Genomic DNA, 22,989 nt, shown 5'->3' on the forward strand with positions numbered 1-22,989 from the left:
TCCCGCCAAAAGGCGGGAAGATCCCCCCCTTAGATCAACTACATCCTGAAGTGCCGCCGCAGGTATTGCATTTCATGCAAGTCCCGTTGCGCACCAGAGTGTAGTTGCCACATTCACCGCAGGCCTCTCCCTCGTAGCCTTGCATTTTTGCTTTTGTTCGCGCATCCATGCCGACCGCTGGAGCTGGATTCGCAGAAACTTCTGGAACCAGAGATTGCAGTTCTGCGACCGCATCGCCACCGCTGCGTACGTCATCAGCCTGCCCGCCCTTGAGCACCACAAAATCCTGAGGCAAGCGTTTGCGCAGATATCCGGTGGAGGAAATCTGGCGCAAGACCTCAAGGGATCGCGTTGCAGCGCTTTCACTAATCTCGGTCAGGTTCGACACACCCTCTTCTTCGCCTCGGCCGATATCATCAAAGGCTGGACCTTCGGGCTTCACATGAGCAAGATCGGTCCGGTCCAGGTAGCTGACGGCCAATTCGCGGAACACATAGTCCAGAATGGATGTCGCGTTCTTAATGGAGTCATTGCCCTGAACCATGCCCGCAGGTTCAAACTTGGTAAAGGTGAAGGCGTCGACAAATTCCTCCAGCGGGACGCCATATTGCAGGCCAACAGAGACGGCGATAGCAAAATTGTTCATCATCGCCCGGAAGCCAGCGCCTTCCTTATGCATATCGATGAAAATCTCGCCCAGATTTCCGTTCTCATATTCGCCGGTGCGAAGATAAACCTTATGCCCGCCAACCACAGCTTTCTGGGTATAGCCCTTACGCCGTTGCGGCATTTTTGTACGGTGAGATTTGTAGACCTCTTTCACCAGGACCTTTTCGATCACCTTCTCCGCCAAAACAGCAGCTTTTTCCTGCGGCGTTCCGGTTTCCAGGGTCTCTGCAGCCTCATCATCATCCTCGACCAGCGCAGCGGCCAAAGGCTGGCTCAGCTTGGAACCGTCCCGATAAAGCGCGTTGGCTTTGACACCCAGCGACCAGCTCAGCTCATAAGCACGTTGGCAATCCTCGATGCTGGCGTCATTGGGCATATTGATGGTCTTGGAGATCGCGCCGGAGATAAAGCTCTGAGCTGCAGCCATCATGCGAATGTGGCTCTCAACGCTAAGATAACGCTTCCCTTTTTTCCCGCAAGGATTAGCGCAGTCAAAGATTGCGTAGTGCTCCTCCTTTAGATGCGGCGCCCCTTCCAGGGTCATCGTCCCACAGACGTGATCATTGGCTGCATCAATATCTGCGCGGTTGAAACCGAGATGGCGGAGCAGATCGAATGTCGGATCATTCAGTTTCTTAGCAGGGATGCCCAGCACGCCAGTGCAGAAATCCTCACCCAAGGTCCATTGATTGAAAACAAAACGGATATCAAAGGCGCTTTCCAGGGCGCGGTCGATTTTGCTCAGCTCATTGGGGCCAAATCCATGTCCGGTGAGAGAAGTATGATTGATCCCCGGCGCATTGCCGATGGTGCCATGCCCAACAGCATAAGAGACGATCTCTTCGATCTCGGCAGAGCTATATCCCAGCCCTTCCAAAGCGGCTGGAACAGAGCGGTTGATGATCTTGAAATAGCCTCCGCCCGCAAGTTTCTTGAATTTCACCAGTGCGAAATCCGGTTCAATCCCTGTGGTGTCGCAATCCATCACCAGGCCAATGGTGCCGGTTGGTGCAATCACTGTTGTCTGGGCGTTGCGATATCCGTGTTTTTCCCCCAGGGCCAGTGCCTCATCCCAGGCGCCAAGCGCGAGGTCGGTCAGACGCGCATCTGGGCAGCCCCGGATGTCCAGCGGTACCGGAGGAACCGAAAGCCCCTCATATCCGGTGGCCTTACCCAGCGCTGCATTGCGGTGGTTACGGATCACCTTCAGCATATGCTCAGAGTTATTCGCATAGCCTGCAAAAGAACCCAGTTCAGATGCCATCTCTGCTGAGGTGGCATAGGCAACGCCTGTCATCAGCGCCGTGAGAGAGCCACATAGTGCGCGCCCCTCCTCGCTGTCATAGCTGAAGCCCATGTTCATCAAGAGGCCGCCGATATTGGCGTAGCCCAGCCCCAATGTCCGATAGTCATGGCTGCGCTGCGCGATGGCTTTTGACGGGAACTGAGCCATGGTGACAGAGATTTCCAGCGTCACTGTCCACAGACGGCAGGCATGCATGAAATCTTCCGCCTGGAAGTTTCCAGCCTTGAGGAAGGTCAGCAAGTTCAGCGAAGCCAGGTTACAGGCGGTGTCATCCAGGAACATATATTCTGAACAAGGGTTTGAACCGCGGATTTCACCATCATTCAGGCAAGTATGCCATTCGTTCACGGTGTCATGAAACTGGATGCCAGGATCGGCGCAGGCCCAAGCAGCATGGCCGACTTTTTCCCAAAGTTCCCGCGCTTTTACTGTCTTGGCCACTTCACCGTTGGTCCGGTTAATCAGCTCCCAATCCGCATCCTTCTCGACCGCATGCAAAAAGGCATTGGTCACACGGATGGAGTTATTGGAGTTCTGCCCCGAAACAGAGCTATAGGCCTCTGAATCCCAATCTGTGTCATAGGTGGGGAACTCAATACTGTCATAACCCTGCTTGGCGTAGTCCAGAACACGTTTGATGTAGGTTTCCGGGATCGACAGCTTCTTTGCTTCGCGAACCGCTTTCTTGAGGGCTGGGTTGCTGTTCGGCTCATAGGCGTCGGTGGCCTCACCATCCCAGCTGCGGATGGCTTCAAAGATGCCATTCAACATCTTCTCATGCATCTTGGAACCGGCCACGATAGAGGCAACTTTTTGCTCCTCGAGAACCTTCCACTGGATAAAGTCCTCAATATCCGGGTGGTCCGCGTCGACAATTACCATTTTAGCTGCGCGTCGGGTGGTGCCGCCTGATTTGATTGCGCCGGCAGCACGATCCCCGATCTTCAAGAAGCCCATCAGCCCAGAGGACTTACCCCCACCAGAAAGTGGTTCCCCTTCGCCCCGAAGGTGGCTGAAATTGGTGCCAGTTCCTGAACCATATTTGAACAGGCGCGCTTCCCGCACCCAGAGATCCATGATGCCGCCATCATTGACCAGATCATCAGAGACAGACTGAATGAAACAGGCGTGCGGCTGCGGATGTTCATAGGAGCTTTTGGATTTTGTCAGCTTGCCGGTTTCAAAATCGACATAATGATGACCCTGAGCAGGTCCATCGATACCATAGGCCCAGTGCAGGCCGGTGTTGAACCATTGGGGGCTATTAGGCGCTGCGCGTTGGCTGGCAAGCATATAGCGCATTTCATCATAGTAGGATCGCGCATCTTCCTCGCTGGAGAAGTAGCCACCCTTCCAGCCCCAATAGGCCCATGCGCCAGCCAAGCGGTCAAATACTTGCTTAGAGGAACTCTCTGATCCCGTCGGCACGTCTTTTCCGGCAGGTACTGAACGCCAAAGGAATTCCGGGACATCTTTTTCGGCCACTTTCTTCAAGCTCTGTGGGACGCCAGCCTTGCGGAAATACTTTTGGGCAATCACATCGCAAGCAACCTGTGTCCAGTTTGCTGGCACTTCGATGTTTTCCAGCCGAAAGACGATGGTTCCGTCCGGATTTCGGATCTCGGACGTCGCAGAGACGAAATCCATGGAAGAATAGGCGTCCTGCCCCGCCTTGGTAAACTTGCGCTCGATCTTCATGTGCTGCCCCTTTGTTGGCCCTGTCCCACCACATTTGTGCGGATGCCGCTGTGCGCCATCCTTTGCCTTCTTCAAAAACACGCAATCGGGCTCACGCCTCGTTTATGGGCGTGCAACAGAGACCTTCGCCGGTCATTTCATCGAATTGTTTGTGCTTTCCTTTAGTCGTGGCGCCGCCAAATCCCACTAGATTTAGTATCACCACTAAAGGCACCCACAATTTGACGTATTCGAGCCTAGGGGGTCAACGGTAAATTTACCAACTGCTAACCATCTTTTCTGTTGACCCTTCAAACTTACATTCGGCAAAAGAGTTGCCCGATGATTCATCCACAAGCGCCAGAAGGCATGCCCGATTTGAGAGACCATTTCGGGATTCACGAAAAACCATGGCAGCCTCAAGGGTTTGTGCAGCGTTCCTAGGTGAACGCTCCTTCTACCCATGTCTTTGTAGGCAGCCTTCCCCAGATCAAAAAGTTCAGCTTCCGCGCCCCTGACTTCTCAAACTTTTCCAAACATCGCTTGTCGATTTTTTTTGCCGGAGTCTCATATGGAGATTTAAAAAAAATTCCCGAGTTAACATTCTGCAACAAAACAGCGTCAGAAGGTTAATTCAGTCTTAACAAAGCTTCGTACACTTCGAATTCCTTACTGTCGCAATAGTTTTTGATTCTTTCTGGTCTGTCTCTGATGAACCTAGAGGCTGCTAAATCCGCAGCTCGGAACAGAGCACCTAGAGGTTGACTAACCCAGCAAAACTCGCTTCTTCAGCGTTTGCATTGAGGCTTGGGTTAAAGGGAGGTCTGAAATGGCTTGATACAGACGCACTCGGCAAACGGGGGAAAGTTGTCTCCAAATCCGTTTTGGGATGTGACAGTGCCCTTCAGCCTTCCAGCGCCATGCATTGTAGTCCGAACTGCGGTTTCCGAGCTTCATGATGTATTCAGGAGGATCAGAAATTCTTCCTTTTGCAGCCTCTAACACCCGTTCAGTCACCGCCTCATAGGAGAAATCATGCAAAATTCTCTGTCGAACCGATTTTAGATCATTCGGATACTCACCGCCGTTCAAAAACTTGGAGATGCTTTCCACCACCTCTTCCATTGTGGCTTGGCGAAGAGCATCCGTCGGGCTGACACCTGGCGCCGCATCCTTGTTAAGGGCAAAGGCAGGCAAACCAGCCATAACGGCTTCTGGAAAGGCTGTGCCTCCATCTAACGGGAAACTATCCACATAACAGGAAGCGTGTTCAAATTGCTCTTTCAGGACCTCAAAGGGTTGCACGCCCATCAGGTGCAACCGGTCAGGGAATTTTTCCTGAACGGGTTTCCACCAATCTTCCTTGGCGCTGGGTCCTATCAGCACAACATCATTGCTGATTTTCGGCAGTAGCTTTTCTAGGAACCTCGGAAAGCTAAGGTCGCCATTGGGCAAAAACTTCCCTCCCCCACCGATGGAGAGGATCGGCCCATCTCGCGAACCCGCCTTTTCAGGAACGGAGTGTTCGCGAGGCACAACGGGAATACCCATGAACTGTTGCGCCTTGGCTTTCCGGCGTTGGGCTGTTGTTTTCCATCCTGTTGCACAGATCTCCAAAACGGCATCGCAGGCACCAGGACCATAGGAAAAGACATGATCCGCGTGATTGACAAAAAGAACCCTCACGCCCTCTTCTTGCAACGCCCGCGCTGCCAAAGCGGCCCCCAAATCATCCGGGTGATTATGGAGCAATACAACTTCGGCTTGACAGCAGCGCGAATAGATTTGCTGAGCCCGCCGAGACGCGGAGCCTGCCAAAACTTCGGTCTGGGTCAATTCCGGCGGCAGTTTTGCCATGGCTTCTTTTGGGGAGCGCTGTGTCAGAAGCGCTGTTTGTGGAATACCGCTCTTGGCCAGCCCTGCTGCAAGCGTTCGAAACAGGCGGGTGTGACCTCCTGCCGGATAAACCCGTGTCAGAACATGAACCCAGCCCCGATGTGGGGAGTTTTTCCTCACCGGCTTCCTGGTCAGTTCATCTTGCCATCTTTTAAAGAGTTCAGCTTCGAGAGAATCATCACTGAAGAATCCCGAAATATTGTCCCAATGCAGCCTTCCATAGAGACGTCCCAAAACCAGGGCTTGCTTTAGGCTGGCAGCGGCAAGGGTTTCGGCGCGCAAAAAATCTGAGAGCGCATTTAGCTCTTTTTCACATTGGCTCAACTCTTCCATCTTCAGCGGATCTCCAGGTGGAATTGCTGGTAAAGCGTCGAACGCGCGCCAAACATTTCTTTTTGCTGGACCAATCCTTCATTGAGACTGCGGCCCTGATCCGTGGTCGAGATCCCAAAATCAAACCACATGCGATCAGAATAGACCGTCTCGACCAGGTGTTTCACGATCGCATCTACGCCGCCCACCGCGCGCCCTTGGTCTGAAGATGCAATGTACTGCACGTGCACACAGGGTCCACAATCAAAAATCACCAGAGCGGAGACCATCTGTGCGCCTTCAAAGGCTCCAAACAGCTTGATGTTTTGTGGAAAAGCCTCTGCAAGGCGCCCGATCTCATCAAGGCTATGCACTGGGGCAACCCCGTGACGGCGATCAAGTACCGCAGTCAAAAGGTTCCAGCATTCCGCCCAATCTTGGCTTTCCAGAATCTGAATGCCAGCTTTCCGGGCTTTGCGCAGCCCATCTTTTTTGCCGCTGCCGAAAGGGAACCTGTCCGGCAGGAATATCGCAGAGGAAAGATCGGTACGCTGACACTGCGCCCCAAAACGGGATAAAGCGTAGAGGTCTTCTTCGGCCAGTTGGCTGTGGTAGATATGTGGAACGGGCTTATAGATCAGCGTGTCAAAGCCCTCGTTTTTGAGATAACCCATCAAGGCCTCAAAGAGCTCAAGCATCCGTGACGCCCCCATGCGGCTACCGGTCACAAAGCCACCGTAGGTCAGCCCGCCGTGGCTATGGAGCTGCCTGTCACGGCGGTTTGCCGGTAAAAGCGCCAGAAGCTTGCCACCGACCCAAACCATAAGGGAATGATCCTCAAAACGGTCTGCATGATAATCCATAAAGGCCCGCTGAAAGAGGAAGGTCCCGTTCTTGGATGTTTTGACGAATTGATCCCAATTCTCGGCCTGTTCGGGAGAATAGCGGAGGATTTCCAGGCTCATGCAGCGGCCTCCAGCACCGCAACTCCAACCCCGGTTTCCCCCATGTTGTTGCCATTGTAGAAGAGATAGCTCTCTCCCTGTTTCGTATCGATACGGGCAGGATAACAGGTCATTTCACCATCCCAATCCCCAACAGCACCACGGGGCAGCTCTTCCTCTTTGGTTCTGAGCCAATCTATCCCGTCAGGTGAAGTTGCACGGTAACAGGCGTATTGCTTTGACAAGGTGTCGGATGTGACGCGCATCTCAAAGGACCCATCACTCAGTTGGTTCGCACGCGGGCGGCCAATTCTGTACTCCTCGCCCTCTACATCCAAGGTTGGAGTTGCGGTTTCCATATCAAAATGCACCCCGTCTTTGCTGAACAATGTCCAACAATTATATTGCGGGAAGGTTTTATCGCCTATGTCTTGCCAACGCTGACCACAGGAAATCCAGGCTCGGTATCCGCCTTCCACCTTTGCAATGCTGTGCAGGGCATTGATAAAGAGCGCCTGAGGTGCGCGGTCCAGGACTGGTGTCACTAGCGCGCGCACAAAGCTGTTGCCACCATCCCGGCTGATTGCAAGGCCGGTAAAGGCAAGGAATTTTGCTTTTTGTACCAGCTGGAAGCCCACATAGTACATGCGGATTTCACCCTCGGAATGCCGAATAACATCCCCCAGGATAACCCCATTGTCATCAAACATGCCTGGTTCGCCCAGATCCAATACCGGTGTTGAGCTGGTGCCAAGCACCTGTAGCGGATCTGACCTGCAAACATCGACCCAGCCAATGCGGCTGATCCCGGAATCATCTCGCATCCCTCCATAGATGCGAATTACGTCATCGCTGATCTGAAAGGGTACAGGGGTCATAAAACTATGTCGCGCCCAAGTCGTTGTACCATCAGGGCAGTAGACCCGTCCTAGTTTTTTCCAAGCCATGGTCTTAGGCCTTTACCTTGAAATAGCGATAGGCTGAGACCTTGGACGGCTCGGCATAGTGGCCAGACAGAATTTGGCCCGGATCTGGGTAGTTCTTATTCACAACCGCCCCCAGGGCCACAAAACTGTCAGCCCCAACAGTTACATTGTCCGCAAAACTGGCATTGACGCCAACAAAGGACCTTCGGCCGATGTCGCAATAGCCGGAAATGACCACGTGACTGGAGATAAAGGCAAAATCACCTATTTTGGTTTGATGACCAACGTGGTTCCCGCTCCAGAGGACCACCCCATCACCGATGCTGACACCATGCTGCACTACGTTGTTTTCAAAAATAAAAACATTCTCTCCCAGCTTGGCCGTGCGCCAGACAAAAGCATGTGGGCTGACAAAATTTGCAAGCCGGAACCCCTTCCCCTTTGCCAGAGCGACCAGCTTTTCACGGACCTGGTTCAGTTTTGTTGATGTCACCGCGACATGGGCTTCAATTTCATCTGGTGCAAAGGTTGCCTCTGCCTCTTCTAGGGAAACAACCGGCAGGCCAAACTTTTCCTCTTCCTGCAGGAATTCTTGCTCAACCGCAAAGCCCACAACTTCATAATCACTGTCATGCGTGAAGTATTCATAAGCGATATCCGCGAATTCCCCAGCGCCGATCAGCAACAGCTTTTTCGTTTTTGTCATGGCGGAAACCCTGCTCTTTCTCGTGTTTCATCCAATTTGGATGAGATGTCTCAGGCAAATCCGGCAGCTGCCCGCCACCCTTAGGACCCATACCCGAATTCGATTGATCGGAACCTACAATATGCTAGACAACTTCGCCAAGGGACAAACCTATGACCCGGCGATAGATCTCTGGTTCTGTCAGGCTTGATCCTGCCACATGAATAACGGAGACCGGCATTGCCCCTTTCAGATTGCCAGTTCATCGACCTGCCCAAAATTGAGGATGCTCGCGGCAACCTCACCTTTATTGAAGGCATGAACCATATCCCTTTTGATATCAAACGGGTCTATTATCTTTATGATGTTCCCGGCGGTTCCGACCGCGGCGCCCATGCGCACAAGGGACTTCATCAGTTTATGATCGCCATGTCAGGCAGCTTTGATGTTGTTCTGGATGATGGTTCTAACAAGAAACGCTTTCATCTCAATCGCTCTTACATGGGCATCTATATCTGCCCGATGATGTGGCGCTATCTGGACAACTTCTCCTCTGGCGCAGTCTGTATGGTCCTTGCCTCTTCTCCTTATGAAGAGAGCGACTACATCCGGGATTATGACGAATTCCTAACCGCTGAAAAGGCGCTGGGCTGATGGTCCCATTTCTGGATCTAAAAGCCGCCTATGATGAACTTGCTGCCCAGGCGGAACCCGCGATGCTGCGGGCGCTGCGATCCGGTTGGTACATCTTGGGCCCAGAGGTTGAAGGATTCGAGCATGCCTTTGCAGAGTTTTGTGGCGCAAATCATGCGATTGGCGTGGCAAATGGCTTAGATGCCTTGCGCCTTTCACTCATGGCTCTCGAGATCGGCCCCGGGGATGAGGTTCTAGTCCCGTCCAACACCTATGTCGCGACCTGGTTGGCTGTAAGTCAATGTGGTGCGACCCCGATCCCAGTAGAACCGGACCCTGCCACCCACAACATCACAGCTGAGGGTATTCGCACGGCAGTGACCCCAAACGCAAAGGCGGTTATTCCCGTCCACCTTTACGGACAACCCGTTCAAATCAAACAGATTGTCGAAACGTCCAAGGAACTTGGACTTTATGTCATTGAAGATGCCGCCCAGGCCCATGGCGCCCGCTTTGAGGAGGAAAAGATTGGCGGTCACGGGGATCTGATTTGCTGGAGCTTTTACCCCGGGAAAAACCTTGGTGCACTTGGGGACGGCGGTGGCATCACCACCAATGACGCAGCCCTCGCAGAGCGGATTGGCATGCTGCGCAACTACGGTTCCCGTGAAAAGTACAAGAATGACTATGCAGGGCTAAACAGTCGCCTGGATCCCGTTCAGGCCGCCTTCCTCGCCGAGAAACTCGCGTTTCTCAACAATTGGAACGCAAGACGGAAGCGCATCGCTGAATACTATCTCGAGTCCTTTCAGGATCTGGACATCACCCTTCCGGAAAACCTGCCTGGCGCAGAATCGTCCTGGCATCTTTTTGTGATCCGTCACAAAGATCGCGACGGGCTTTCAGCCAGGCTGAGCGAGAAAGGAGTACAAACTTTGGTTCACTACCCAATCCCCCCGCACCAGCAGACTGCCTATGCAGGGCTTGGGATTGCTCGCGATAGTCTCCCAATCGCAAACCAGCTCGCTTCGGAGGTTTTAAGCCTGCCAATCGGCCCCCACCTACAAGAGGACCAAGTCGAAAAAGTGATCAAAGCGGTGCAGTCGTCGGTCTAGGTCTATTGGTCAGTGGCAGGTCATCAGATCCTGGCATTTTCCGCTAAGCTGTTCGATACAAACAAAAAAGGGTTTTGCTCAGAAGAGCAAAACCCTTTTTTATGCCTTCCTAAAGGAAGGTAATGGTCGGGGCGGCGAGATTCGAACTCACGACCCCCTGTACCCAAAACAGGTGCGCTACCAGACTGCGCCACGCCCCGGACCGTGCGCCGTTCCTAACCTCACTGAACTGATTTGAAAACCCCTAACAGGGCCAAATTGGCGAATGTTTTGAAAAAATTTCATGGCGGATCTGAGAACCTGGCGAAATGCCATAACGGGCGGCGAGACCACCGTTAATTTCGAGCACTGAGTAGATGGAATCACCACCATGAATCGGTGTAAGATCACCTGGTACAGCATTTTCATGAACGGAAACCACGACCCCTTGTTGGTCCACAAAAATCATGTCCAAAGGAATCAGAGTGTTCTTCATCCAGAAGGTCGCGGACTGGGGTTTGGGAAAAACAAAGAGCATACCACGCCCGCGCGGCAAGTGCTCGCGGTGCATCAGCCCCAGGCTGCGCTCTTTCTCATCATCTGCAATTTCGATGGTAAAGCTGACACGGCCCCAATCGCCGCGCAGGTCAACCCGTTGCGCCTTGCATTCCTCTGCGCTGGCCTCACCTGCGAGAGAAAGAGTGCTACAGATTGTCAATGAAACCAGCGCGGTCAGGGATTTCTTTGACCACGCTGTCCAATTCATTAATCGTCGCCCTCGTAGAGCGCGGCTTCCCAGGCCTGGACCTCAGCGGCCATTTGCCCTCTCTTCCCGTCGATGACCCTCATCGCCAGGGCTTCACCCGGCTGCAGATCCGCCAGACCTGATTGGCGCAAAACTTCAACATGCAGGAAAACATCTGCGTCCCGGCCAAAGACATTGGCAAACCCAAAACCCTTACCCTTGTTGAACCACTTGACCCGCGCAGGTTGCAGGGGGTGAGATTGAATCTCGGCAGGGTCGAGTTCGGCAAAATCGCTCAGTACTGGCGTCTCATCGCGCTCAGGCGGGAGAATCGAGAGAATCTCGACCGCTTGAACACCGCGATCAGTGTTATGGGTCACCACTTCGATACGGGTACCATCCGCAACGGAACTCTGTCCAAAATTCCGCAGGACGTTGACATGCAACAAAATATCGGGCCCTCCGCTATCGGAGACAACAAAACCGTACCCCTTTGCAGGGTCAAACCATTTCACCAGGCCTTGGATTTGTTGCAAGCTGCTCAGGTCTTCTGCCACTTATTTTATCCACCGCGACTTTTCGAATTTTCAATAACGTGATGCGCGATTCTGCACTCCGAGTTCAAGAGAAAAACCGTCCCATTTGTTAGGAATGTGCTATTTTTGACCTTAGGAGTTTAAGGATTTAGTCGCATTACACCCCAAGGTGAATCAAGACCCTCACGTCGCCAGACAAATCGGTCATGAAGTCGAAAGGCTCCATCTGCCCAAAATTCGATCTCACTTGGCAAGATCCTGTACCCCCCCCAGAAAGGTGGCCGTTTAGGGTTTGGCCCTTTGGTTGCAGTGATTTTGGCCACCTCAGCCATAAGGGCAGCGCGACTTTCCAGTGGTTGCGACTGGTTCGATGCCCAGGCCCCCAGCCTGCTTTTCAGAGAGCGCGAGGCATAATACTCATCCGCCTGCTCTCCTTCTTCACGTTCAATGATGCCGCGCACCCGCAATTGGCGACGAAGAGATTTCCAATGCATGACAAATGCAGCCTTGCCGGCGTGGTCCAATTCCTGGGCCTTGGCGCTGCCGTAGTTTGTATAAAATACAAATCCGTGCGCATCGATCTCTTTCAGCAGAACCATCCGCGCATTGGGTAATCCGCTGGCATCTACAGTGGATAGAGCAATGGCGTTGGGATCATTGACCTCATTTGCCTCCGCCTCTTTCAACCAGTCACGCGCTATCATCAGCGGATCTTCGCCTGCAAAAATTCCGGACCGCTCGCTCATATTCATCTCCTGCCAGCACTTGCGCGAACACTATGCAGCGAAAAGAGGAACAGCAAGACCCATCCCTTGCTATCGCTCTCTCCCCTTGAAGACTGCGCCCTGCCAGTTTAAACACCGCATATTTCGAGGATCACAGGCGGAGAACCTGAATGTCAAATCAACTGATGGCCGGCAAACGCGGTCTGATCATGGGCTTGGCCAATGACAAATCGATTGCCTGGGGCATCGCCAAGGCCTGCGCCGACGCGGGCGCCGAGTTGGCCTTCTCATATCAGGGCGAAGCCCTTAAAAAACGCGTGGCCCCTCTTGCTGCGCAGTTGGGCAGTGACATCGTCCTGCCCTGCGACGTCTCCGATGAAAGCTCCATTGACGATGTCTTTGCAGCGCTGGAAGAGAAATGGGGCAAGCTCGACTTTATCGTACATGCGATCGGGTTCTCGGATAAAAACGAGCTGCGCGGTCGCTATGTCGACACCAGCCGTTCCAACTTTCAGATGACCATGGATATTTCGGTCTACTCCTTCACTGCCGTTGCAAAGCGTGCAGAGAAAATGATGGGAGAAGGCGGCTCCATGCTGACCCTCACCTATTACGGTGCCGAACAGGTCATGCCACATTATAATGTGATGGGTGTAGCCAAAGCCGCTCTGGAGGCTTCAGTCAAATATCTGGCGGAAGATCTGGGCAAGGATGGCATCCGGGTGAATGCAATTTCCGCTGGGCCGATCAAAACTCTCGCAGCCAGTGGCATTGGTGATTTCCGCTACATCATGAAGTGGAACGAATACAATTCACCGCTGCGCCGTAATGTGACCACCGAAGATGTCGGTAAATCAGCGCTCTATCTGCTCTCCGACCTTGGGTCTGGCGTAACCGGCGAGAACCTGCATGTGGATGCGGGTTATCACGTGGTTGGCATGAAAGCGGTCGACGCGCCTGATATCACAAAGTAACACCTTCAGTCCGTCTGCCTCATATCTGACTGCGGGCGGACGACCTGGTCCTTTAAACGAAGGACCACATTCGAAAAGAGAGATAGTGACTGCGAGGGTGCGCCCTTTTGTGTCACTTAGCCTGGAGCCAAAAGATGACCGACCGTCTGCCCCATGAAAAAGGTTTCCACATCAGCTGGGACCAAATCCACCGTGACAGCCGCGCTCTTGCCTGGCGCCTGGACGGAAAAGGGCCTGATGATGGCGCCTGGAAAGCGGTAGTGGCAATCACCCGCGGTGGTATGGCCCCGGCGATGATCGTCAGCCGCGAACTCGATATTCGTACTGTCGATACCATCAGTGTAAAATCCTACTATGCCGGCGGCGGCAAACAGGATCAGCAGCGCGAAGCGCAGGTGCTGAAAGGCCCTGACGCCAAACTGATGGGCGACGGTGAAGGCATTCTGATCATTGACGACCTGGTGGACAGCGGCAAAACCCTGGAACTGGTGCGCGAGATGTATCCAAAGGCGCATTTTGCCACAGTCTATGCCAAACCGGCCGGAGAGCCGATGGTCGACACTTTCATCACCGGTGTCAGCCAGGACACCTGGATCTTCTTCCCCTGGGATATGGCTCTTCAATATGTCGAACCCTATCGCGGCACCGACTAAGAAGAGCTCCACTCGTGTACATGAAAATTGGCGTGCCTCCCGAGGCGCGCTTTTTTGTTTGTCCGGCTCCTGTTAAAATAAATGCCCAATTGATTTAGATAGTTAGTGGCCCTACCAATAGTTCGATTCAAATGGCAAGATAGCCCAAACTAAGCAGGATGCGCGATGCCCAGATCTAGAACCACTGCAACGTTCTCTTCTCCTATCGTCGCATCACGCAGCTGGATTGAGGGCCTGACCTTCCCCAAAGACCGCCCGCTTTTGAACCTTAGCCAGGCGGCCCCCGCTGATCCCCCACCACTCCCCCTTCGTCAGGCCATGGCGGATGCGGCACTGAATGAGACCGAGGCCCACCTCTATGGTGCAGTTCTGGGGCGTGATAATCTGCGGCGGGCGATGGCTGAGCAGATGACACAGCATTACAGTGCCCAAATCAGACAAGAACAGATTGGCATCACCTCTGGCTGCAACCAGGCCTTTGCGGCCGCGATTGCTTCCCTTTGCAGCGAAGGGGATGAGGTTATCCTGCCGGTCCCTTGGTATTTTAACCACAAAATGTGGCTTGACCTGTCCGGGGTAAAGACCGTTCCGCTTGAGGTCGATGACCGGATGTACCCCTCCATCGACGCGGCCGCCGCCTTGATCACCGGTCGCACCAAAGCAATTGCGCTCGTCTCTCCAAACAATCCGACAGGTGCGGAGTATCCGGCGGAGCTACTGGAGGGTTTTGCTGAACTGTGCAAAGCGCATGGGCTGACGCTCATTCTGGATGAAACCTATCGGGACTTCGATAGTCGCACGACACCACCCCATAACCTGTTTCAGGATCCTGACTGGGATCAGTGGCTGATCCACCTCTATTCCTTTTCCAAAGCCTACCGCTTAACCGGGCATCGCATAGGAGCTCTCGCCTGCTCAACTTCACGATTGTTCGAAATAGAGAAGTTTTTGGATACAGTTACCATCTGCCCGTCGCAATTGGGTCAGATTGGGGCGCTTTGGGGGATCGAAAATCTTCAGGATTGGCTTGCGGGTGAGCGGACTGAAATCCTTGCACGGAAACAGGCAATCCAAGAAGGCTTCCCCCAGTTGGAGGAATACGGTTGGAAGCTTTTGGAATGTGGCGCCTATTTTGCCTATGTGGAGCATCCATTTGACAGCTCGTCAGACAGCATTGCCAAAGATCTGGTCAGTCAGGCCTCGGTTTTGATGCTTCCAGGAACCATGTTTATGCCTGCAGATCATCCCGATGGGCACCGTCAGTTCAGGATCGCCTTTGCAAATGTAGATCCTGTCGGCATCGCAGAGCTGTTCAACCGGCTCGCTGCCTTTTCCAAATCCTACAAATAGCCTCTCCCTTTCCCCAATCCATCAGGGGCCAGACCTCGTAGAGAAACTGTTCGAAGGCGGTTCTTCACCTAGCACCTCTGTTTTCACAGCCAAAGCAGCTTCGTCATCTGGTTTCGGCTGAGCAATGCCGTATTTGAGGCGGTGAATCCTGACTTCGGCACAAGCAGAAGCTTGCCCCCCTTTCGGCGGCATCGTATTGATGTGGCGAAAATCATTTCCGCCTGAGAGCGTGCAAACTCAACCGGCACGAAACATTCTGGCGACTGACAGTAAAGAGGGCATCATGGCCGCAGGCATGAAACAACTTTCCAAGACCTTTGTTTGGATTCTGATGGGGATGCTGATTGTCGGCCTCGCTGGATTTGGCGCAGTGAACTTTTCCGGCTCTGTCAGCTCTGTTGCTCTAGTTGGCGACGAAGAAGTTTCTGTAGAGGAGTATTTCCGCGAATTGCAGCGTGAACAGCGCAGCCTGCAACAGCAAACTGGTCAAGTGGTAACCCTGGCCCAGATGACTGCCTTTGGCCTGGATCGCGCTGTACTTGGTCGCCTGATTTCCCTTGCAGCACTGGACAATGAGGTAAACTCACTGGGTATCTCGATCGGGGATGAGAACCTCCTGGATGAGCTAACCCAGATCCCAAGCTTCCAGGGCCCAAGCGGCAATTTTGACCGCGAAGCCTATCGCTTTGCTTTGCAAAACGCCAATTTGACAGAGGCCGAGTTCGAAGCAGACCTTCGTAAGGAAGCTGCGCGTACTTTGGTTCAGGGGGCAATCATCTCCAATGCTGAAATGCCCTCCACACTGGCTGACACCCTGACAAAATACATCGGTGCCCGCCGCAGCTTCTCCTATGTACTGCTGGAGCCAGCGCAGTTCTCTCTCATTCAGATCGTTCCAGATGATGCTGAACTCAAATCCTTTTATGAAGCAAACCCAGAGGCCTTTAGACTGCCGGAAACCAAGCAGATCACCTATGCACGTCTGAGCCCGGATATGATTCTGGACGGTATAGAGGTGGACGCTGAAGCCCTGAAAGCTCTCTATGAGGAGCGCAAAGATCAGTATCAAGTTCCTGAACGTCGACTGGTGGAACGGCTTGTTTTCTCTGATCAGGCTGCAGCGGACCGCGCCACTGCGGATCTGCAAGCCGGCACCGTCACCTTTGAAGAACTGGTAGGTAATCGTGGGCTGGACCTTCAGGATATCGATATGGGCGATGTCACCAAGGAAGATCTGGGTGCCGCGGCTGAAGGCGTGTTTGCGGCTGCGGTTGGCTCTGTTTCCAGCCCTTTGCCTTCGGATCTGGGCCCAGCAATTTTCCGCATCAATGGTCAGCTTGATGCCCGGATCACCAGCTTTGAAGCAGCAGAGGCCGAGCTGCGTCAGGAACTGGCTGCAGATCGCGCACGCCGCGTGATCGAACAACAGGCCGAAAGCATCGACGACATTCTGGCCGGTGGCGCCACCCTGGAAGAGTTGAAAGACGAAGCGGATATGGAAGTTGCCACCCTCGGCTGGACTGGCATCCCCGGCGATGGCATCGCTGCATATGAAGGGTTCCGGACCGCAGCTGATGCGGTAACTCTCGAAGATTTCCCAGCCGTAGAATTCCTGGGCGATGGCAGCATTTTTGCTCTGCGCCTTGACGAGGTCCTGCCTGAACGTCCCGAACCCTTTGACGCCGCAAAAGAAAAAGTTCTGGCGGCCTGGGATGCAGATCGCCAGGCCAAGGCAATCACCGCGCGCGCCGGCGAAATCCTGACTGCAACCAAGAACGCTGGGGCATTCCCCGACGATCTGGAGGTTGCAACCGAAGAAGGCCTGACCCGTACCGCCTATCTCGACAGAACACCGGCTGATATGATGAACCAGATCTTCACCATGACACCTGGCGAAGTGAAAATCATCACAGGCGAAGACAGCACTGTTGTAGTTTCGCTTTCAGAGATCCTCCCGGCAGAAGAAGGCGAAGAAATGGCCCTGATGCGAGAGGCCTTCACCGCTCAGCTGGATCAGGCTCTGTCCAATGCTCTGTTCCAGGCCTATGTCTCGGATGCACAGCTTCGTGCTGCGCCGCGTCTCGATCAGCAGGCCCTCAACGCCGTCCAGGCCAACTTCCAGTAAAGTCAGGGAAACTCATGGCTTTGACCCCAGATTTCGACGCATTCGCCAAGGCCTATGAGGCTGGCGAAAATCAGGTTGTCTATACGCGACTTGCGGCGGACCTCGATACCCCTGTGTCCCTGATGCTAAAGCTGACAGGCGCACAAAAAGATGCCTTCATGCTAGAGTCGGTGACCGGCGGCGAGGTCCGTGGTCGCTACTCGATCATCGGCATGAAGCCGGATCTGGTCTGGCGCTGCAGAGGGGAAACCTCTGAGTTGAACCGGGAGGCGCGCTTTGATGCGGATGCCTTTACCCCTCAGGATGGGAACCCGCTGAACAATCTGCGCGCGCTTCTTGCCGAAAGCAAAATCGAACTTCCCGATGACATGCCGCAGGCTGCAGCGGGGCTCTTTGGCTATCTTGGATATGACATGGTGCGCCATGTGGAGCATCTGCCCAATGTAAACCCCGACCCCATGGGGCTGCCTGATGCATTGATGCTGCGGCCTTCGGTGATTGCGGTTCTGGATGGCGTCAAAGGTGAGGTCACGGTTGTGTCCCCAGCCTGGACCAGCGATGGACAGAATGCACGCGCCGCCTATGCACAAGCCGCTGAGCGGGTCATGGATGCCGTACGCGACCTAGAGCGAGCAATGCCATCCGAAAGCCGCGATCTTGGGGACGCACGCGAAATCGCACCACCAGTCTCAAACTTTACCAAAGACGGCTATATGGCCGCGGTGGATAAGGCCAAAGAGTACATCGAGGCAGGCGACATTTTTCAGGTGGTTCCCGCACAGCGTTGGACGCAGGAATTCCCCCTGCCCCCCTTTGCGCTCTATCGTTCACTGCGCCGAACCAACCCGTCTCCCTTTATGTTCTACTTCAACTTTGGGGGCTTTCAGGTCATCGGCGCCAGCCCCGAAATCCTGGTACGTGTCTTTGGCAATGAAGTCACCATTAGGCCCATCGCAGGCACTCGCCCACGGGGCGCAACCCCGGAAGAAGACAAGGCAAACGAAGAAAGCCTGCTTGCGGATAAGAAGGAACTGGCAGAGCATCTGATGCTACTGGACCTGGGGCGCAATGACACTGGTCGCGTTGCCAAAATCGGAACGGTCCACCCCACTGAAAAATTCATCATCGAGCGCTATAGCCATGTGATGCACATTGTCTCCAATGTCGTCGGTGAACTGGACGAGGGCAAAGATGCTCTGGATGCCTTTTTTGCAGGGATGCCTGCAGGTACGGTCTCTGGAGCACCCAAAGTGCGCGCGATGGAGATCATTGATGAGCTAGAGCCAGAAAAACGCGGGATCTATGGCGGCGGTGTCGGCTATTTCTCTGCGGGTGGCGACATGGATATGTGCATCGCGCTACGTACCGCGATTGTCAAAGATCAAACACTCTATGTTCAAGCCGGTGGCGGTGTTGTCTATGACAGCGACCCAGAAGCCGAGTATATGGAAACTGTGCACAAATCCAATGCCATCCGGCGTGCCGCCGCAGACGCTGCGCGCTTTACCGGCAGTGGCAACCGCTAGAAATAACTGTCTGAAAAATCAATAAGAAAGGGGCTTTGACGATAAAGCCCCTTTTTTGTTTATTGGTTTTTACGCGTCACCGCCACGATCTACTGACCCTGTTCGCCGCTCATCTTAGCTTTTAGGCCTGCGGAAACCGGTGCCAAATTCACCTGAGCTGCGCGATCCTGCAATCCCCAGAGCAACAGCGCGGAAACCGTGTCGGGCTGCAAACGACCCAACATGATTACGGCACCTTCTTGGCGAGCGCGAAAGGCGGCCTGATCCAGAAACCGGCGAATGGCACGGGGATTCTGGCCCGCCCCGTCAAAGTCGCGAAACACAACACCGGCGGGCATACCATCACGCAAGGCGAGTTTCTGCACGGTGTTGAGGCCATTGTTCTGGGTGACCATTCCGTAACCGGTGTCCTGCAACAGCAGTGACATTTGATCGGCCAATGCTCGGTTGCCCTGGAATCCGGTTTTCACCCCTTCCAGCACAGCAACGGCTTTGGGTAAGGCATTTTGCCAGACCGCAAATGACGTCTCTGCGTCCTGGGGCGCTGCATCCTGTGGCAAATCAGCCAAGATCAAAACTTCAAAGCCAGCAGCGCGCCAACGCTCCATCTTTTCCTGTGCTGCCGGATCTGCCGGATCGATCGCAAAGGAAAGTGGATAGGGGAACTCTGCCAGGGCTTCAGCGCCAAAACCGTTTTCGTCATCGATCAGGATGATCGACATGACGGGCCGGTCCCCTTCCAGCGAGAACTCCGCTGCGTTTGCCTCAAACGGGGGCAATTCCTCCGCTTGGTCCCCGCCCAGTATAGAGCTTGCTGGCCCTTCATCGTCACGTTCCGTAAGCGGGACTACCTTGGTCCCGATCCGGGAGGTGACGATGGGTTCCTCTGTTGCTGGTTGATCCGCGCTAGGGTCCCCCTCTCCGGCACCTTCGGTTTCACCCGCAACTGCAAGATCCGCGTCACTTGTTTCCTCAGGCCCCGCCGCTGCCTCTTCGCCTTCCAGTGCAACATTTGGCAGCGAAGGTGGCGATGCCTCCCCGATAGAGAGTTGAGGCAGGGCCGTTTCTTCTGGTGCTTGACCAATCGCAGGCCCATCGGTCGTCGTCACGAGTTGCGCACCAGGAACAGCAGCGCTGCCAGCCTCATTGCGGCTCACTCCTTCGGCTTCAGCCTCATCAGTCGTTTGGAGCAGTGCCTGCTCACGCTCTGCGCCCACTTCACCAGCAGACGGCTTCGCCTCCGGCACTGTCTCAACAGGCAGGGCAGCACTCTCGGTGGAAACAACCGGCGTGTTTTCCAGGCTAGGCGTCGATGGGTTCTCAACAGGGGTCTGAACGGCTGAGGGCGCGGCCTGTTCTGAAGCCTGTGCAGCGATTTCGTCAACTGCAGTTGTATCTCCGGTGACGATATCACCGGCTGAGCCCACAATTGGACGGTCAGTAGGATCCGTATCACTTTCCAAGATCTGACTAAGGTTGTCGCCAGTCTCACCTTCGCCACTGCTATCAGGGCTCGTCGGCGGGACATCTGCGAGATCTGGATCGCGACGCTGGCTTTCCACTGCAGGGCTTTCCTGAGTGTCATCTGTCCCTACAGTCGCTTCACCTACGTGCTTTGGCAGGTGACTATCCACCTCCACGCCATTGGGAAGCGGGGCTGACAGCGACCACATCGCCGCAACTGCAACCGATGTTAATGCCCCAATACTGACACCACCGAGAAACCCTCTCATTCCTGTCTTGCCTCTCAATACTTAGTCCGACCCTTATTGCAGGCCGCTTGGTTTTCCAGCTCTTGGCCGAGATGGCCCTTCTTGCTACAGGCCTCGCGGATTATCGTGCTTTTGGCGAACAAAAAGACCGCCGCACTTGACGCTGCCGCACAAGCCTGAGCATGTATGTCGCGACCACTATACTGCGGCGCGGCCCTCGCCCGCCACCCTTAAAAGAGCCTGCCAAGATGCTGCTGCTAATCGACAACTACGACTCCTTTACCTACAATCTCGTGCATTATCTGGGCGAGCTGGGTGCAGAGATGCAAGTGCATCGAAATGACGCCCTGAACGTCCAGGAGGCTATGGCCCTCAAGCCTTCGGGCATCCTGCTCAGCCCGGGCCCCTGTGATCCGGATCAGGCCGGCATTTGCCTGGCTTTGACAGAAGCCGCAGCCGAAACCGCAACGCCCTTGCTGGGGGTTTGCCTGGGGCATCAGACTATCGGCCAGAGTTTTGGCGGCAAGGTCACCCGCTGTCATGAGATTGTTCATGGCAAAATGGGCATGATGCACCATAGCGACAAAGGCTTGTTTGCAGGTCTACCCAGCCCGTTTGAGGCCACGCGGTATCATTCATTGATCGTAGAACGCGAAACCCTGCCTGATTGCCTGGAAATCACCGCAGAGCTGGAAGACGGCACCATCATGGGCCTGCAACATAAGGAACTACCCATCCATGGGGTTCAGTTCCATCCGGAATCGATTGCATCCGAACACGGTCATGCGCTCCTGAAGAATTTCCTCGACATCATGAAGGTGGCCGCATGAGTGACCAGATCAAACCGCTCATAAATGCCGCTGCGGAAGGCCCCCTGACTCGCGGTGAAGCGGAACAGGCCTTTACCCTGCTCTTTGAAGGAGAAGCGACACCTAGTCAGATAGGTGGGTTGTTGATGGCTCTGCGCACCCGTGGTGAGACGGTTGACGAATATGCCGCGGCGGCCTCTGTCATGCGGGCCAAATGCAATCCTGTAAAAGCTCCGGCTGGCGCGATGGATATCGTCGGCACTGGCGGTGACGGCAAGCACACGCTTAACATTTCCACAGCCACCGCCTTTGTCACGGCGGGCGCGGGTGTGGTTGTGGCTAAACATGGCAACCGCAATCTGTCCTCACGTTCCGGCACAGCGGATGTACAGTCCCAGATGGGTATCAACGTCATGGTCACGCCCGACGTGGTAGAACGCGCGATCGCCAGCTGTGGCATTGCCTTTATGATGGCGCCGATGCATCACCCTGCAACCGCCCATGTGATGCCAACGCGACAAGAGTTGGGGACAAGAACGATCTTCAACATCCTGGGACCATTGACCAATCCCGCAGGCGTAAAACGTCAGCTGACCGGCGCCTTCACCAAGGATCTGATCCGCCCAATGGCGGAAACTCTGGGGCAACTTGGCGCTGAGCGCGCCTGGCTGGTGCACGGGTCTGACGGCACCGATGAGATTACCATCACCGGGATAAGCTGGGTATCTTCACTAGAAGAAGATGGCTCCATCCGTGATTTTGAACTCCACCCGGAAGAGGCGGGCCTTCCAACCCACCCCTTTGAAGATATCGTCGGCGGCAGCCCGGAGGACAACGCAAGTGCCTTCCGCGCACTTTTGGCAGGTGAAACATCAGCCTATCGAGACGCGGTCCTGTTGAATGCAGCCTCTGCTCTTCTGGTCGCCGACAAAGCGGCGGATCTGAAACAAGGCGTTGAAATGGCCCGCGAAAGTATTGATAGCGGTAAAGCGCTGGCGAAACTCGAAGCACTGGCAAAGATCACTACGGCAGCAGCCTGATGACCCATAGTGAAATTCCTGCCGCTTGGCAGGACCTTTCCTTCTTCCAACACACCTGGCCGGAGATCGAGGCAATCCTGGCAGCAGAGACCCGTGTCATCCTTCCGCCAACCGATCAGCGCTTCGCGGCGCTGGAAATGACCAAGCCAGAAGACACCCGCGTCGTGATCCTGGGACAGGACCCATACCCAACCCCAGGTCACGCCCATGGTTTGGCTTTTTCAGTTGAGCCCCAGGTCACTCCCCTGCCCCGATCTCTTTCCAATATTTTCAAAGAGATGGAGGCCGATATCGGCCACTACCCGGCGTCGGGTGATCTGCGCAGCTGGGCAAAGCAAGGTGTCCTCTTGCTGAACACATCCCTGTCGGTGCCTGCAGGTGAGGCAAACGCGCATAAAGAGCTAGGCTGGCATTTCCTGGCAGAAGAGATCCTTGCGCGCAGTTCACAGCTTGCCACCGCCTATGTTCTTTGGGGAAAACAGGCGCAAAGGCTTGAAAAAAACATTCATTCAGGCGATCACCTGATCCTGAAAACCGCGCATCCCTCGCCACTGTCTGCAAGGCGTGGCTTCTTCGGGTCGCGCCCCTTTTCACAAATCAACGATTGGCTCACCAGTAGGGGAGAGCCCGCAATCGACTGGACCAAATAGCC

General features: G+C 54.5%; 19 protein-coding genes and 1 tRNA gene. 10 read left to right on the top strand and 10 right to left on the bottom strand.

Annotated features, from left to right (window positions below; all coding sequences use genetic code 11):
* Nucleotides 1–34: 34 nt before the first annotated feature.
* From RSK20926_RS05015 to RSK20926_RS05035, 5 genes are all read right to left on the bottom strand, one after another.
* The gene (locus RSK20926_RS05015) at nucleotides 35–3,673 is read right to left on the bottom strand and encodes a vitamin B12-dependent ribonucleotide reductase (protein ID WP_037253788.1); all 3,639 of its coding nucleotides are present in this window, start codon (nucleotides 3,671–3,673) and stop codon (nucleotides 35–37) included.
* A 744-nt stretch (nucleotides 3,674–4,417) separates the two neighbouring features.
* Nucleotides 4,418–5,881: a glycosyltransferase family 1 protein gene (locus tag RSK20926_RS05020; protein WP_008204833.1), complete on the bottom strand. Its 1,464-nt coding sequence runs from the start codon at nucleotides 5,879–5,881 to the stop codon at nucleotides 4,418–4,420.
* 2 nt (nucleotides 5,882–5,883) lie between these two features.
* The gene (locus RSK20926_RS05025) at nucleotides 5,884–6,825 is read right to left on the bottom strand and encodes a GNAT family N-acetyltransferase (RefSeq protein WP_008204834.1); all 942 of its coding nucleotides are present in this window, start codon (nucleotides 6,823–6,825) and stop codon (nucleotides 5,884–5,886) included.
* Complete coding sequence (locus RSK20926_RS05030) at nucleotides 6,822–7,682, bottom strand: hypothetical protein (RefSeq protein ID WP_008204835.1); 861 nt, start codon at nucleotides 7,680–7,682, stop codon at nucleotides 6,822–6,824. Before RSK20926_RS05030 ends, RSK20926_RS05025 begins: the two co-directional genes overlap by 4 nt.
* A 73-nt stretch (nucleotides 7,683–7,755) precedes the next feature.
* A complete protein-coding gene (locus RSK20926_RS05035; protein ID WP_008204836.1) occupies nucleotides 7,756–8,436 on the bottom strand; it encodes an acetyltransferase in 681 nt (226 codons plus the stop codon).
* A gap of 219 nt (nucleotides 8,437–8,655) precedes the next feature.
* Here RSK20926_RS05035 and RSK20926_RS05045 point away from each other — a divergent pair, with 219 nt between their 5' ends.
* Complete coding sequence (locus tag RSK20926_RS05045) at nucleotides 8,656–9,069, top strand: sugar 3,4-ketoisomerase (RefSeq protein WP_008204838.1); 414 nt, start codon at nucleotides 8,656–8,658, stop codon at nucleotides 9,067–9,069.
* Entirely contained in the window at nucleotides 9,066–10,163 is a 1,098-nt protein-coding gene (locus RSK20926_RS05050) for a DegT/DnrJ/EryC1/StrS aminotransferase family protein (RefSeq protein ID WP_037253794.1), read from the top strand. Before RSK20926_RS05045 ends, RSK20926_RS05050 begins: the two co-directional genes overlap by 4 nt.
* 123 nt (nucleotides 10,164–10,286) lie before the next feature.
* Here the strand turns inward: RSK20926_RS05050 and RSK20926_RS05055 are convergent.
* From RSK20926_RS05055 to pdxH, 4 genes are all read right to left on the bottom strand, one after another.
* Nucleotides 10,287–10,363 (bottom strand) — tRNA-Pro (locus tag RSK20926_RS05055).
* A gap of 44 nt (nucleotides 10,364–10,407) precedes the next feature.
* Nucleotides 10,408–10,908 carry a DUF192 domain-containing protein gene (locus RSK20926_RS05060; RefSeq protein WP_008204841.1) on the bottom strand — a complete coding sequence of 167 codons (501 nt, stop codon included), beginning with the start codon at nucleotides 10,906–10,908 and terminating at the stop codon, nucleotides 10,408–10,410.
* Nucleotides 10,908–11,444, bottom strand: a complete 537-nt coding sequence (locus tag RSK20926_RS05065; RefSeq protein WP_008204842.1) for a cold-shock protein — start codon at nucleotides 11,442–11,444, stop codon at nucleotides 10,908–10,910. Before RSK20926_RS05065 ends, RSK20926_RS05060 begins: the two co-directional genes overlap by 1 nt.
* A gap of 119 nt (nucleotides 11,445–11,563) precedes the next feature.
* Nucleotides 11,564–12,169 carry a pyridoxamine 5'-phosphate oxidase gene (pdxH, locus tag RSK20926_RS05070; RefSeq protein WP_037253798.1) on the bottom strand — a complete coding sequence of 202 codons (606 nt, stop codon included), beginning with the start codon at nucleotides 12,167–12,169 and terminating at the stop codon, nucleotides 11,564–11,566.
* A gap of 149 nt (nucleotides 12,170–12,318) precedes the next feature.
* Here pdxH and fabI point away from each other — a divergent pair, with 149 nt between their 5' ends.
* From fabI to trpE, 5 genes are all read left to right on the top strand, one after another.
* The gene (gene fabI, locus RSK20926_RS05075) at nucleotides 12,319–13,122 is read left to right on the top strand and encodes an enoyl-ACP reductase FabI (RefSeq protein WP_008204845.1); all 804 of its coding nucleotides are present in this window, start codon (nucleotides 12,319–12,321) and stop codon (nucleotides 13,120–13,122) included.
* A 134-nt stretch (nucleotides 13,123–13,256) separates the two neighbouring features.
* Nucleotides 13,257–13,775, top strand: a complete 519-nt coding sequence (gpt, locus tag RSK20926_RS05080; protein ID WP_008204846.1) for a xanthine phosphoribosyltransferase — start codon at nucleotides 13,257–13,259, stop codon at nucleotides 13,773–13,775.
* A 165-nt stretch (nucleotides 13,776–13,940) separates the two neighbouring features.
* On the top strand, nucleotides 13,941–15,125 hold the full coding sequence (locus tag RSK20926_RS05085; protein ID WP_050773036.1) for an aminotransferase: 1,185 nt from the start codon (nucleotides 13,941–13,943) through the stop codon (nucleotides 15,123–15,125).
* 283 nt (nucleotides 15,126–15,408) lie between these two features.
* On the top strand, nucleotides 15,409–17,250 hold the full coding sequence (locus RSK20926_RS05090) for a peptidyl-prolyl cis-trans isomerase (RefSeq protein WP_008204848.1): 1,842 nt from the start codon (nucleotides 15,409–15,411) through the stop codon (nucleotides 17,248–17,250).
* Between the two features lie 14 nt (nucleotides 17,251–17,264).
* Nucleotides 17,265–18,776, top strand: coding sequence for an anthranilate synthase component I (trpE, locus tag RSK20926_RS05095; protein ID WP_008204850.1), 1,512 nt, complete (start codon nucleotides 17,265–17,267; stop codon nucleotides 18,774–18,776).
* An 89-nt stretch (nucleotides 18,777–18,865) separates the two neighbouring features.
* On the opposite strand, the gene RSK20926_RS05100 is transcribed toward trpE, so the two are convergent.
* A complete protein-coding gene (locus RSK20926_RS05100) occupies nucleotides 18,866–20,509 on the bottom strand; it encodes a divergent polysaccharide deacetylase family protein (RefSeq protein WP_037253801.1) in 1,644 nt (547 codons plus the stop codon).
* Between the two features lie 227 nt (nucleotides 20,510–20,736).
* On the opposite strand from RSK20926_RS05100, the gene RSK20926_RS05105 reads away from it, so the two are divergent.
* The 3 genes from RSK20926_RS05105 to RSK20926_RS05115 are packed head-to-tail and all read left to right on the top strand — an operon-like array spanning nucleotide 20,737 to nucleotide 22,987.
* Nucleotides 20,737–21,318 (top strand): anthranilate synthase component II, encoded by a 582-nt coding sequence (locus RSK20926_RS05105; protein ID WP_037253804.1) that lies wholly within the window; start codon nucleotides 20,737–20,739, stop codon nucleotides 21,316–21,318.
* Nucleotides 21,315–22,337, top strand: coding sequence for an anthranilate phosphoribosyltransferase (gene trpD / locus RSK20926_RS05110; RefSeq protein ID WP_008204856.1), 1,023 nt, complete (start codon nucleotides 21,315–21,317; stop codon nucleotides 22,335–22,337). The genes RSK20926_RS05105 and trpD overlap by 4 nt, the downstream gene beginning before the upstream one ends.
* The gene (locus tag RSK20926_RS05115; protein WP_008204857.1) at nucleotides 22,337–22,987 is read left to right on the top strand and encodes a uracil-DNA glycosylase; all 651 of its coding nucleotides are present in this window, start codon (nucleotides 22,337–22,339) and stop codon (nucleotides 22,985–22,987) included. Before trpD ends, RSK20926_RS05115 begins: the two co-directional genes overlap by 1 nt.
* Nucleotides 22,988–22,989 lie beyond the last annotated feature (2 nt).

Source organism: Roseobacter sp. SK209-2-6 (assembly GCF_000169455.1).
Classification (GTDB): Bacteria; Pseudomonadota; Alphaproteobacteria; order Rhodobacterales; family Rhodobacteraceae; genus Pseudophaeobacter.